The following is a 12,747-nucleotide window of genomic DNA, read 5'->3' on the forward strand; positions in this document are numbered from 1 at the left end:
CCGCCATGCACGCCGTACGACTGCACGCCTTCGGCCCCGCCGAGAACCTCGTCCACGAGCGGGTCGAGGACCCCGAGCCCGGCCCCGGCCAGGTCCGCATCGCCGTCGCCGCCGCCGGTGTGCACCTCCTCGACACCGCCCTGCGCTCCGGCTACAACAGCGCCGCCCACACCGCCCCCGAGCTGCCGACCATCCCCGGCCGCGAGGTCGCCGGCACGGTCGACGCCCTCGGCGACGGCGTCGACGCGAGCCGGCTCGGCCGGCGCGTCGTCGCCCACCTCGGCATGGTCCCCGGCGGCTACGCCGAGCTCGCCGTGACCTCCGCCGAGAAGGTGCACGAGCTGCCCGCCGGGCTCGGCGAAGCCGAGGCCATCGCCATGATCGGCACCGGCCGCACCACGCTCGGGATCCTCGCCTTCACCGAGCTGAGCAGCGAGGACGTCGTCGTGGTGACCTCCGCCGCGGGAGGCATCGGCGCCCTCCTCGTGCAGTACGCCAAGCACGCGGGCGCCACCGTCGTCGGCCTCGCCGGCGGACCCGCCAAGGCGGAGCGCGTGCGCGCCCTGGGCGCCGACATCGCGCTCGACTACAACGACCCCGCCTGGCCGGACGCCGCCCGCGCGGCCCTCGGCGGACGGGCCGCCACCGTCGTCTTCGACGGGGTCGGCGGCGAGGCCGCCCGCGCCGCGGTCGGCCTGCTCGGCCCCGGCGGCAGCCACCTGGTCTTCGGCTGGTCCGCCGACGGCCTGAACAGCAACGGACCGTCGTTCGCCCTCAGCGAGGCGGAGCTCGCCGAGCGGGGCATCACCTCCCGCAACGTCCTCGGCCCCGCCATGCTGGAGCGCATCGGCGGCCCCGAGGGGCTGCGCCGCCTGGAGGCCACGGCCCTCGCCGACGCCGCCGCGGGCCGCGTCACCCCGCTCGTCACCCGCTTCCCGCTCGCCGAGGCCGCCGCCGCGCACCGGGCCCTCGAGACCCGCCGGACGGTGGGCAAGGTGGTGCTCGTCCCGTAAGGGAAGCCCTGCCAACGAAGTCCTGAAGGAAGCCCGTAATGGAAACCCTGCCAATCAGGCCCGTAACGGAAGCCCCGTAAAACCTGCAAAAGGAGCCCCGCGTTCAGCAGGCGCCCCTCACCCGACCGGCCTACGCTGGACTGCGGATCTCCGCACGTACGGCCGTGAGAGCAGGTCCCATGGATTCAACGGGTTCCACGAGTTCCTCCGACACAGGCCCGATACCCCCCTCCATACCCGGCACCGCGCCCGACCCCCGCCGCTGGTGGGCGCTGGTGGTCATCGCGGTCGCCCAGCTGATGGTCGTCCTGGACGCCACCATCGTGAACATCGCCCTGCCGTCCGCACAGCGCGCCCTCCACATGTCGGACGGCAACCGGCAGTGGGTCATCACCGCCTACACCCTGGCCTTCGGCGGCCTGCTGCTCCTCGGCGGCAGGATCGCCGACCTGGCCGGCCGCAAGCGCACCTTCATGACCGGCCTCGTCGGCTTCGCCGCGGCCTCCGCCCTCGGCGGCGCCGCGCACACCTCCGGCCTGCTGTTCATGGCCCGCGCCCTGCAAGGAGCCTTCGCCGCGCTCCTGGCCCCCTCCGCGCTGTCCCTGCTGACCACCACCTTCACGGTCGGCAAGGAACGCGCGAAGGCCTTCGGCATCTACGGCGCCATCGCGGGCGGCGGCGCCGCGATCGGGCTGATTGCGGGCGGCCTGCTCACCGAGTACCTCGACTGGCGCTGGTGCCTCTACGTCAACGTGCCCATCGCCCTGGCCACCCTGCTCGGCGCCGGGGCCTTCCTCCACGACGACCGGCGGCGCGGCGAACGCCCCCGCCTGGACATCCGTGGCGTCGTCCTGGGCTGCGGCGGCCTCGTCTCCATCGTCTACGCGTGCAGCGAGGCCGAACCGCGCGGCTGGAGCGACCCCCTCGTCCTCGGCCTGCTGTGCGGCGGCGTGGCGCTGCTGGGCGTCTTCGCGTGGTGGCAGGGCCGCGCGCCGAGCCCGCTGCTGCCCTTGCAGATCGTCCGCGACCGCAACCGCGGCGGGGCGTTCCTGATGATGGGCCTGGCCGTCATCGCCATGTTCGGCATGTTCCTGTTCATGACCTACTACCTCCAGGTCATCCTCGGCTACTCCCCCGTGAAAACCGGCCTCGCGTTCCTCCCCGTGACCGCGGCCATCGTCGCCGGCTCCACCCAGATCTCCGCCCGCCTGCTGAACCGCGTGCCCCCGCGGGCGCTGATGGTGCCCGGGGCCCTCCTCGCCGCCGGCGGGCTGTTCCTGCTCACGTTCCTGCCCGTCGAGCCCGCCTACGTGAGCCACGTCCTGCCCGCCGAGCTCCTCGTCGGCCTCGGCCTGGGCCTGATCTTCATGCCCGTCATGGCCACCGCCACCTCCGGCGTCGCCCCGCACGACGCCGGCGTCACTTCCGCCACGGTCAACACCGCGCAGCAGGTGGGCGGCTCCATCGGCACCGCCCTCCTCAACACCATCGCCACGTCCACCAGCGCCGGCTACATCGCCGCACACCTCAAGACCGCCGCCGCGGACGCCGCGGCGGCCGGCGGCGCCCTGACGCCCGCCGTCCGCGACACCGTCGTCAAGACCGGCGTCGTCCACGGCTTCCACGTCGCGATCGGCTGGGGCGCGGGCATCATGCTCCTCGCCGGCCTCGCCGGCGGCCTCCTGGTCACGACCCGCCCGCCCAAGCAGCCGAGCCCGCTCGGGGACGCCGCCCCTGCGGGAGCGGAACACACCACGTGAAAATCGCTGGCCGCGCCCCGCCCCCGCCCCCATCCTGAGCCCCATGAAGATCGAGATCAGGGACGCCCGGGACACCGACTGGCCCGCCGTCTGGCCCCTCGTCCGCGACACCGCCGCCGCGGGCCTCACCTACACCTTCCCGCGCGACCTCGACGAGGACACCGGCCGCGCGATGTGGATGCTCGACGCCCCCGGCCGTACGGTCGTCGCCGTCGACGACGAGGGCACCGTCCTCGCCACCGCCAAGATGAACCCCAACCACATGGGCCCGGCCTCCCACATCGCCAGCGCGAGCTTCATGGTCTCCCCCGACGCCGCCGGACGCGGCATCGGCCGGGCCCTCGGCGAGCACGTCATCGCCTGGGCCCGGGAGCAGGGCTACCGCGCCATCCAGTTCAACGCCGTCGTCGAGACCAACACCCGCGCCGTCGCCCTCTGGAAATCCCTCGGATTCCGCATCGTCGGCACCCTGCCCGAGGCATACCGGCTCCCCGACGGCAGCTACACCGGCCTGCACATCATGTATCTACAGCTGTAAGCGCGCACCTACGGCCGTAAGCACATGCCTGCGGCCGTAAGCCGCCGGGGCGGAATCGGTGGCCGCTAGGCCACCACCCGCATCCCGTGGGCCGTATTGTTCAAGCGCCGCCCGCCCGACTCCGTGCAGACGACAATGTCCTCGATCCGTACACCGAAACGTCCCGGAAGATAAATCCCCGGTTCGATGGAGAAACACATCCCCTGCACCAGCGGGAGATGCTCGCCCTCCACCAGATACGGCGGCTCGTGCGTCGTCACCCCGATGCCGTGCCCCGTACGGTGAATGAAGTACTCACCGAAGCCCGCCGAACGGATGACCTGTCGCGCCACCCGGTCGACCTCCTGGCACGCCACACCCGGCCGCACCGCCTCGAACGCCGCCTGCTGCGCCTCGCGCACCACGTCGTGCACCTTGCGCTCCTCGGCCGTCGGCTGCCCCACGTGCACCGTGCGCGTCGTGTCCGAGCCGTAGCCGTCCTTCAGGCCGCCGAAGTCCATGACGACCATGTCGCCCAGCTCGATGACCCGCTCCCCCGCGTCGTGGTGCGGATTGGCGGCGTTCGGGCCCGAGCCGACGATCGTGAAGTCGACCTGGCTGTGCCCGTGTTCGAGCAGCAGCCGGGCCAGGTCGGCCGCCACCTCCCGCTCCTGCCGCCCCTCGAACCGCAGCCCCGTCACCTCCTCGTACGCGGCGTCCGCCGCCGCGCCCGCCGCCGCGAGCCGCTCCACCTCGTAGGCGTCCTTCACCGCCCGCAGCATCGGCATGACCTCGGTGAACGCCCCGTACGACACGCCCGGGCAGGCGCGTTGCAGGCCCAGCAGGTGCTGCGCCCAGGCGTTGTCCGAGACGCCGTAGCGGTCCTTCGGCCCGAGCAGCGGGGCCAGCGCCGCGTACGGGTCCTGGCCGTCGGTCCAGCCGGTGACCGACAACGACGAGGCCGACGGGGCGCGTTCGGCGTCGGGGCGCTCCAGGGCGGGGACGAGCAGCCGCGGCCGCTCGCCCGGTGTGATCAGCAGGGCGGTCAACCGCTCGGTGGGCGGCGGTCGGTAGCCCGTGAGCCAGTCCAAGTCGGGGCCCGGTGTGACGATCAGACCGGCCAGTCCGGAGTCGGCGGCCTCGACGGCGGCGCGCCTCAGGCGGTCGGCGTAGGCCGGCCCGCCCGCGGATCCACCGGGCGGGGTCGGGGCGGGGGCGGCGGCATCGCTCATGGGGGCAGCGTAATCCGCACGAAGGCGCCCGGCGCCGCGTTTCTCTACCTCACGGGTGATACTCCCTCATCCGGCCGGATGAGAGCGACCCCGACCCAGGGCCGATTTCCCGGCGATTCCGTTGTGGAGCCAATTCCGGGGTGTCTAGCGTGTTCATGCCTGCCTGCCGTCCGCCCACCGGAAGCGACGCGGGAATCACCTAGCTAGGAGCACCAAGCATGTTCCGACGAGTCGGGCGGTTCGCCGTCCACCGACCATGGCTCACCATTGCCGGCTGGATCCTCGCCGCAGTGGCCCTCAGCCTGCTCGCCCCGGGGCTGAAGTCCACGACCGATGAAACGGAATTCCTTCCTTCACATTACGAATCCGTGCAGGCGGGCAAACTCCAGGAAAAGGCCTTCCCCAAGACCGAACAGCCCTCCGCCATCGTCGTCTTCCAGCGCTCCGACGGCGGCAAGCTCACCGACGCCGACCGCGCCGACGTCGTCAAGGTCACCCGCGGGCTGGACGACAAGCACCACAAGGGCGTCGCGCACGTCGTGACGAGCCCGCAGGCCGTCTCCCCCAACGGCGAGATCGCCCTCGCCAACGTCGTCGCGACCGACCGGAACTCCCAGGACGGCACCCTGCCCGACGCCGTCAAGGACCTCCGTCAGGACGCCAAGGGCCTCCTGGACGGCACGCACCTGAAGGCCGGCTTCACCGGCCAGGCCGCCACCAACCTGGACGCCCAGGAGTCCTCCGGCGACACCGACTCGATGATCATGTCGGCCACCCTGCTCCTGATCGTCATCCTGCTGCTGGTCATCTTCCGCAGCCCGCTGATAGCGCTGATGCCCGTCCTCATCATCGCCCTCGTCTTCGCCGTCGCCCTCGGCCTCATCGGCACCGCCGCCCACCTCGGCGGGCTCAAGGCCGACACCTCCATCTCCGCCATCCTCATCGTCGTCCTCTTCGGCGTCGGCACCGACTACATCCTCTTCCTCCTCTTCCGCTACCGCGAGGAGCTGCGCGCCGGGCAGGAGCCCAAGGAGGCCCTCACCAACGCCGTCGCCCGCGTCGGCGAGACCATCGCCTCCGCCGCCGGCGCCGTCATCGTCGCCTTCCTCGCCCTCCTGCTCTCCACCATGGGCATGATGCGCGCGATGGGCCCCTCGCTCGCCATCGCCGTCGGCGTCACCCTCGTGGCCGCCCTCACCCTCGTGCCGGCCGTCTTCTCCCTCCTCGGCACCAAGGCCTTCTGGCCCTCCAAGGCCTGGAAGAAGCGCCCCCGCAACCGCGTCGCGGACGGCCTCGGCTCGCTCGTCGCCCGCCGCCCCGCCGCCATCGCCGCGCTCTCCGCCGCCGTCCTGGCCGCCCTCGCCGTCGGCGCCCTCAGCTTCAAGGCCGAGTTCGACACCGACAGCCAGCTGCCCCAGAAGCTGGAGTCCGTCCAGGCCATGAAGGACCTCCAGCGCGGCTTCTCCGCCGGGCAGTCCGACCCCGCCATGGTCTACGTCGAGTCCCGCGGCGGCACCGCCCTCGACAAGGGCGCCCTCGGCACGTACAAGAAGGAGCTCGCCGGGACCGACGGCGTCGGCGCCGTGACCGACCCGGTCATCAGCCCCGACGGCACCGTCGCCCAGTACAGCGTCGTCCTCAAGTACCGCCCCACCGAGGACAAGGCCATCGACCTCGCGGGCGGCGCGCTCCGCGACAGCGCCCACAAGGCCGCGCCCGACGGCACCAAGGCCTACGTCGGCGGCACCTCCGCCGTCCTCGCCGACGTCGAGAAGGCCGTCAACCACGACTACAAGCTCGTCTTCCCCATCGCCGGCCTCGCCATCATGGTCATCCTGGGCCTGCTGCTCCGCAGCCTCGTCGCCCCGCTCTACCTGATGGTCGCCGTCGCCCTCGGCTTCAGCGCCACGCTCGGCTCGACCGTCTGGCTCTTCCAGGACCTCCAGCACAAGAACGGCCTGCTGTTCATGCTGCCGGTCATCGTCTACCTCTTCGTCGTCGCCATCGGCACCGACTACAACATCCTCATGGTCGCCCGTCTGCGCGAGGAGGTCCGGCGCGGCGTGCCGGCCCGCGAGGCCGTCCGCACCGCCGTCGCCCGCTCGGCCCCCACGATCGCCTCCGCCGCGGTCATCCTCGCCGGCACCTTCGGCGTCCTCCTGCTGGCGGACAACTCGATGCTCCAGCAGATGGGCTTCGCCGTCGCCTTCGGCATACTGCTGACGGCCTTCGTGATGGCCATGCTCCTCGTCCCGACGGTCACGTCCCTCCTGGGCCACAAGGCCTGGTGGCCCGGCCACCAGGACGCCCCGCGCCCCGACCCCGCGGCGACCGCCTTCCCCGCCCAGTCCCCGGGCCGCCACCGCGCGGCGGACGAGGAGGTCCACAGCTGAGGCGGCCGGGCCGCACCGGCCCCTGACACGACGAAACCGCAGGTCCCGGGAGGGACCTGCGGTTTCGTTCTACGAGCCGACTGTCGGGTTCGAACCGACGACCTTCGCTTTACAAGAGCGGTGCTCTACCAGCTGAGCTAAGTCGGCCTGTCCGTTGCAGTCTAACCAAACTCGGGCCATGCCCAGGCCATGAATTTTCACAGCCTCCGGCTGCTGACAACCGACCGCCCCGCAGGTAGCGTCACCAGCAACCCGGTCCAATTGGACTGGACCACTCCCTCTACTCGGATCGTCCGGCACGTTCCTGCCGGTGAAGGGACTCATCACCATGGCCACGGTCACGTACGACAAAGCCACCCGGATCTACCCCGGGGCCGACAAGCCCGCCGTCGACCAGCTCGACATCGCCATCGAGGACGGTGAGTTCCTCGTCCTGGTCGGCCCGTCCGGGTGCGGGAAGTCGACCTCGCTGCGGATGCTCGCGGGGCTGGAGGACGTCAACGGCGGGGCGATCCGGATCGGGGACCGGGACGTCACCCATCTGCCGCCCAAGGACCGGGACATCGCCATGGTGTTCCAGAACTACGCGCTCTACCCGCACATGACCGTCGCCGACAACATGGGCTTCGCCCTGAAGATCGCGGGCGTGAACAAGTCGGAGATCCGCCAGAAGGTGGAGGACGCGGCGAAGATCCTCGACCTCACCGAGTACCTGGGGCGCAAGCCGAAGGCGCTCTCGGGCGGTCAGCGCCAGCGCGTCGCCATGGGGCGCGCGATCGTGCGCGAGCCGCAGGTGTTCCTGATGGACGAGCCGCTGTCGAACCTCGACGCGAAGCTGCGCGTGCAGACGCGCACGCAGATCGCCGGGCTCCAGCGCCGGCTCGGCATCACCACGGTCTACGTCACCCACGACCAGGTCGAGGCCATGACCATGGGCGACCGCGTCGCCGTCCTCAAGGACGGGCTGCTCCAGCAGATCGACACGCCGCGGAACATGTACGACCGGCCGGCGAACCTGTTCGTCGCCGGGTTCATCGGCTCGCCCGCCATGAACCTGGTGGAGGTGCCGGTGACCGACGGCGGCGTGAAGTTCGGCAACAGCGTCGTCCCGGTGTCGCGCGAGGCGCTCGCCGGCACCGGCAAGGGTGACCGCACGGTCACGGTGGGTGTCCGCCCCGAGCACTTCGACGTGGTCGAACAGAACGGCGAGACCGCCAGGTCGCTCGGCAAGGAGTCGAAGGACGCCCCGGCCGGCCTCGCCGTCACCGTCAATGTCGTGGAGGAGCTCGGCGCCGACGGATACGTGTACGGCACGGCCGAGGTCGGCGGCGAGCGCAAGGACCTCGTCGTCCGCGTGAACGGCCGCAACGTGCCCGAGAAGGGCTCCATCCTGCACGTCGTCCCGCGCCCGGGTGAGCTGCACGTCTTCTCCACCTCCTCCGGCGAGCGGCTGAGCGACTGACGCCCTGCCCGACCCGCCGCCGGGCCCGCCGCCCGCGCGAAACCTCCGCCCCCGTGCCGCCAAAAGGCCGGGGGCGGGGTGTTTTTCGGGTCGAAGCAGCACCGGTCGCCGTTTTCCCCGGCAGACCGCCCTTTTCGAGTCCCGTGCGTCAACTCGGCGACGCGCCGCACCCCCTGACGCATCCCTCGACCGGGTGACTAGATGTCGCGGCGTCATTACCCCTCGCTACCATCTGCGGCATGAACCAGGCCGCCCGCCACATCGGCAGAACCCTTGCCTTCGTACTCCCCGTCGTTCTCGTCCTTTCGGGAACCCTCGCGGTGACCCGCGTCCCGTGGGCCGCGCCTGCCGATTCGCAGGTGCTCACCGCCTCCTCCAACACCGCCTCCACCCAGGCCCGCGGCCTCGCCCCGCACGAGGTGCTGCGCGACAAGCTGCTGACCGAGATGCAGGAGAAGAACCCGGGCGTCGCCCTCACCCACCTCCAGCAGGCCACCAACGGCCGCCCCTCGCTGGCCCGGCACTGCGTCGAGATCGCCCGCAGCCTCGGCCGCGCGGCGGTCGCCAAGTACGGCCCCAAGCAGGCCCAGAGCTTCGCCCGGCCCGTCTGCGACACCTCGTACGCCTCCGGCGTCCAGGCCCGCTGACCGCCGCCGGGGGGCACGGCTGCCGCGACACCGCCGGTCCGCCCGCGGACAGCACCGCATATCGTGCGGGGCATGACCGGCACGCACGCGCACCCGTACCCCACCCAAGCCGTGATCCTGGCCGGCGGCCAGGGGTCGCGGCTGCGCCCGTACACCGACGACCGACCCAAGCCGATGGTCGAGATCCCCGGCACCGGGACCCCGATCATCGGCCATCAGCTGGCCTGGCTGGCCGCCGAGGGCGTCACCGACGCCGTGGTCTCGTGCGGCCATCTGGCGGAGGTCCTCCAGGACTGGCTCGTGTCGGCCGATCTCCCGCTGCGGGTGACGACCGTCGTCGAGAAGGAGCCGCTCGGCCGCGGCGGCGGCCTGAAGTTCGCGGCGGCCTCCCTGCCCCACCCCGACCGGCCCTGGTACGCCACCAACGGCGACATCTGGACCCGCTTCTCGCTGCGCGAGATGGCCGCCTTCCACCACGAGCGTGACGCGGCGGCCACCCTGGCCCTGGCCCGGCCCCGGATCCCCTGGGGGGCCGTCGAGACCGACGAGTTCGGGCACGTGCTGGACTTCATCGAGTCCCCGCCCTCCCCGTATCTGATCAACGCGGGCGTCTACGTCTTCTCCGCCGCCTTCACGGACCTGCTGCCGGAGCGCGGGGACCACGAGCGCACCACGTTCCCCCGGCTGGCGCGCGAGCGGCGCCTCGCGGGCTATCCGCTGCCGCACGGCGCGTACTGGCGGGCCATCGACACCGCCAAGGATCTGACCGAGGCGGCCAAGGAGCTCGCCGGCGCGTAGTCCGGCGGGCTCTGACGGACGCCTTCTTCCGCCGCAGCGGCGACAGAACGGCCCCGCACCCGGAAAGGGTGCGGGGCCGTTCCTTGCGGGAGCCTGCTCAGCCCAGGAGGCCTCCGAGCGCTCCCGTGCCGCCGCTGGACGAGCCGCCGCCGGAGGACGTGCCTCCCGTGCTGCCCGACGTGCTGCCCGCGCCGCTGGAGGCCGACGAGCCGCCCGAGGGGCTGCGCGGTGCGGCCGGCGGGGCGGGGTGCCGCGGGGTCTGCGGGGCGGGGCGGACGCCCTGGCTGGCGCCGGGCCGGCCGGTGCCGCCCGCTGCGGCGCCGGTGGGGGTGCGGGCGGCGCCGGGCGCGGCCGGGGCGGTCGCGGACGGGGTCGCCGAGTGGGTGCCGGGGGCCGTGGGCGTGGGGGTGCCGGCGGCCGACGGGCCGTGGGAGCCGCGCGGGGTGCGGGCGGCGCCGGGGCTCTGCGGGTCCGGCGAGCCCGGGAGGTTGTTGACCGGGGGGTCGCTGGGGCCGGGGACCCTGACGGTCTGGGAGGAGCGGACGGCGCCGCCGAGGGTGGAGCCGACCAGCAGGGTGAGGCCGATGATGACCGTGGCCATGATCGTGCCGCGGCGCAGGACGCGCCGCCGCAGGTCCCACAGCTCGGCGCGCGGGCCGAGGCGGCGCCAGGCCTCGCCGGCGAGCCGCCCGTCGATGGAGTAGAAGGGCGCCCCGGCGATCACCAGGGGGCTCCAGGCGGCCAGGTAGATGATGTCGGGGGCGTCGTAGACGGGGGTGCTGCGCCAGCTGACGGTGACGATCAGGACGGCGGACAGCAGCACGCCGAAGCAGGCGGCGAGGCGCTGCCAGAGGCCGACGATGGTCAGCACGCCGACGACGACCTGGAGGAAGGCGACGGTGAGGCCGGCGCCCACGGGGTGGCTGAGAGCGAGGTCGCGCAGGGGCTCGGCGGCGGGCCAGGGGTGGAGGGCCGTGAGCCAGGCGACCATGGAGCCGCGCTTGCCGCCGTCGAAGTAGACGGGGTCGCAGAGCTTGCCCATGCCGGCGTAGACGGAGATGAGGCCGAGGAAGATCCGCAGCGGCAGCAGGACGACGCCGAGGTTCATCCGGCGGCCGGGGTAGTAGGCGTGCCGGACGGAGTCGCGCTTGGTGGCGCTCTCCTCGCCGTCCGTGCCCTCGGCGCCCTCTTCGTCGTACTCCGCGTCATAGCCGCCGGGGTCGTCCGGGCCGCCGAACTGCGGGTAGCGGTAGCGGTCTTCATCGTACGCGCTGCCGGCGGGGCGGACGCCGTGCAGGAGCTGCGCCCCGGGGGCGGCGGGGCCGGCGGCGTCGACGAGCTCGCCGGGGCCGGTGCGCTCGCCGTGGCTGCGGGGGCCGACGACGGAGGGGGGCTGGTCGTCGACGCGGATGCGGGGCAGCACCTGGGTGGAGCCCGCGTCGGTGACGGCTGAGTCCCGCACGGCCTGGAGGAGTTCGGTGGGCGCCGCGTCGCCGGGTGCGGCCCGCCCGCTCCACACCACGGGAGCGCGCCGTTTGGGCGCGCTCTTGACGGTGGGCAGCTGCGCCGTGTCGGCGATGCCTGCGTACTGGCGGGCGACGCGCGGGGGCCGGGCGAGCTGCACGCGGAAACTCACGTGGTTGACGGCGATCTGCGCCGGGTCGGACGGAACCTTCACCGTACTCAGCGCGGGCTGGTCGTCGTACCCGGAAGAGCTTCCCCCCGTGGGTGTGCGGGGTGTTCTGGTGTCCACACTCATCTAACCGAGTGACTTCTGATTAGGACACTGCCTTGACCGGTTCGAACTGCCGGGGACGCGTCAACGCTGCCCGGTACAAGATCCGTTCACGTGCCGGGCGGAGCCGCCGGCACCGGCTCTTGCGCGCTGAACGGGCCGGTGGACCGGCCCGTTCAGCACATAAGGAGACTTGTCAGGCGCGGCGGCGAGCGGCCTCGTAGAGCACGACGCCCGCGGCGACACCCGCGTTGAGCGACTCCGCGCCGCCCGGCATCGGGATGCGCACGCGGAAGTCGCAGGTCTCGCCGACGAGGCGGGACAGGCCCTTGCCCTCGCTGCCGACGACGATGACGACCGGGCCTCCGAGGGCTTCGAGCTCGTGCAGCTCGACGTCGCCGTCGGCGGCGAGGCCGACGACGACCAGGCCCTCCTTCTGGTACGACTCCAGCATCCGCGTCATGTTGGTGGCGCGGGCGACGGGCGTCCGGGCGGCGGTGCCGGCGGAGGTCTTCCAGGCGCTGGCGGTCATGCCGGCCGCGCGGCGCTCGGGGACGACCACGCCGTGGCCGCCGAAGGCGGAGACGGAGCGGACGACGGCGCCGAGGTTGCGCGGGTCGGTGATGCCGTCGAGGGCGACGATCAGCGGGTCCTCGCCGTTGTCGTAGGCGGCGGCGCTGAGGTCCTCGGGGTGGGCGTACTCGTAGGGCGGGACCGACAGGACGAGGCCCTGGTGGTTGAGGCCGTTGGTCATCCGGTCGAGCTCGGGACGCGGGGCCTCCATGAGGTTGAGGCCCTTGTCGGTGGCGAGCTGGAGGGCCTCGCGCACGCGCTCGTCGTTGTCCAGGTACTGCTGGACGTAGAGGGTCTTGGCGGGCACGCCCTCGCGCAGCGCCTCGACGACGGAGTTGCGGCCGACGACGAGCTCGTTGGGGCCCTTGGGGCCGCCGCGGCGGGGGGCGGGGCGGCGGGCCGCCGCCTGCTTGGCCTGGGCGTTGGCGACACGGTTCTTCTTGTGTCCCTTGCGGGCGGAGGCGGGCGGGGTCGGGCCCTTGCCCTCCAGGCCCCGGCGCCGCTGGCCGCCGCTGCCGACCGTCGCGCCCTTCTTGTTGGACGTGCGGCGGTTCCTGCGCTGGCTGTTGCCGGCCATGGGGTCACCTGACTTCTTCTACTCTGCCGCCCTGGGACCG

Annotated in this window: 10 protein-coding genes and 1 tRNA gene; 7 read left to right on the forward strand and 4 right to left on the reverse strand. The window is 72.6% G+C overall.

From position 1 onward, the window contains the following. Nucleotides 1-5: 5 nt before the first annotated feature. The 3 genes from D7231_RS21200 to D7231_RS21210 all read left to right on the forward strand — a co-directional run bounded on the left by D7231_RS21200 (nt 6) and on the right by D7231_RS21210 (nt 3,311). Nucleotides 6-1,013, forward strand: a complete 1,008-nt coding sequence (locus D7231_RS21200; protein ID WP_120757050.1) for a zinc-binding dehydrogenase — start codon at nt 6-8, stop codon at nt 1,011-1,013. A gap of 179 nt (nt 1,014-1,192) precedes the next feature. Beyond that, entirely contained in the window at nt 1,193-2,773 is a 1,581-nt protein-coding gene (locus D7231_RS21205; protein WP_199739421.1) for an MFS transporter, read from the forward strand. 43 nt (nt 2,774-2,816) lie between these two features. After that, the gene (locus D7231_RS21210; protein ID WP_120757052.1) at nt 2,817-3,311 is read left to right on the forward strand and encodes a GNAT family N-acetyltransferase; all 495 of its coding nucleotides are present in this window, start codon (nt 2,817-2,819) and stop codon (nt 3,309-3,311) included. A 65-nt stretch (nt 3,312-3,376) separates the two neighbouring features. Here the strand turns inward: D7231_RS21210 and D7231_RS21215 are convergent, their stop codons facing one another. After that, the gene (locus D7231_RS21215; protein WP_120757053.1) at nt 3,377-4,522 is read right to left on the reverse strand and encodes an aminopeptidase P family protein; all 1,146 of its coding nucleotides are present in this window, start codon (nt 4,520-4,522) and stop codon (nt 3,377-3,379) included. A gap of 218 nt (nt 4,523-4,740) precedes the next feature. On the opposite strand from D7231_RS21215, the gene D7231_RS21220 reads away from it, so the two are divergent. Beyond that, complete coding sequence (locus D7231_RS21220) at nt 4,741-6,915, forward strand: MMPL family transporter (RefSeq protein ID WP_120757054.1); 2,175 nt, start codon at nt 4,741-4,743, stop codon at nt 6,913-6,915. Between the two features lie 74 nt (nt 6,916-6,989). Here the strand turns inward: D7231_RS21220 and D7231_RS21225 are convergent. Next, nucleotides 6,990-7,062 (reverse strand) — tRNA-Thr (locus D7231_RS21225). Nucleotides 7,063-7,243: 181 nt separating this feature from the next. Between D7231_RS21225 and D7231_RS21230 the strand changes: the two genes are divergently transcribed. The 3 genes from D7231_RS21230 (at nt 7,244) to D7231_RS21240 (ending at nt 9,822) form a co-directional block, all read left to right on the forward strand. Beyond that, nucleotides 7,244-8,377: an ABC transporter ATP-binding protein gene (locus D7231_RS21230; protein WP_120757055.1), complete on the forward strand. Its 1,134-nt coding sequence runs from the start codon at nt 7,244-7,246 to the stop codon at nt 8,375-8,377. A gap of 239 nt (nt 8,378-8,616) precedes the next feature. Then, nucleotides 8,617-9,024: a hypothetical protein gene (locus D7231_RS21235; RefSeq protein WP_120757056.1), complete on the forward strand. Its 408-nt coding sequence runs from the start codon at nt 8,617-8,619 to the stop codon at nt 9,022-9,024. Between the two features lie 72 nt (nt 9,025-9,096). Then, on the forward strand, nt 9,097-9,822 hold the full coding sequence (locus D7231_RS21240; protein WP_120757057.1) for a nucleotidyltransferase family protein: 726 nt from the start codon (nt 9,097-9,099) through the stop codon (nt 9,820-9,822). 97 nt (nt 9,823-9,919) lie between these two features. Here D7231_RS21240 and D7231_RS21245 read toward each other — a convergent pair whose 3' ends face one another. Further along, on the reverse strand, nt 9,920-11,581 hold the full coding sequence (locus D7231_RS21245; RefSeq protein WP_120757058.1) for a DoxX family protein: 1,662 nt from the start codon (nt 11,579-11,581) through the stop codon (nt 9,920-9,922). 172 nt (nt 11,582-11,753) lie between these two features. Beyond that, entirely contained in the window at nt 11,754-12,707 is a 954-nt protein-coding gene (rlmB, locus tag D7231_RS21250; protein WP_120757059.1) for a 23S rRNA (guanosine(2251)-2'-O)-methyltransferase RlmB, read from the reverse strand. Nucleotides 12,708-12,747: the final 40 nt, after the last annotated feature.

The sequence above is a fragment of the Streptomyces klenkii genome, from assembly GCF_003626645.1.
GTDB classification, from domain to species: domain Bacteria; phylum Actinomycetota; class Actinomycetes; order Streptomycetales; family Streptomycetaceae; genus Streptomyces; species Streptomyces klenkii.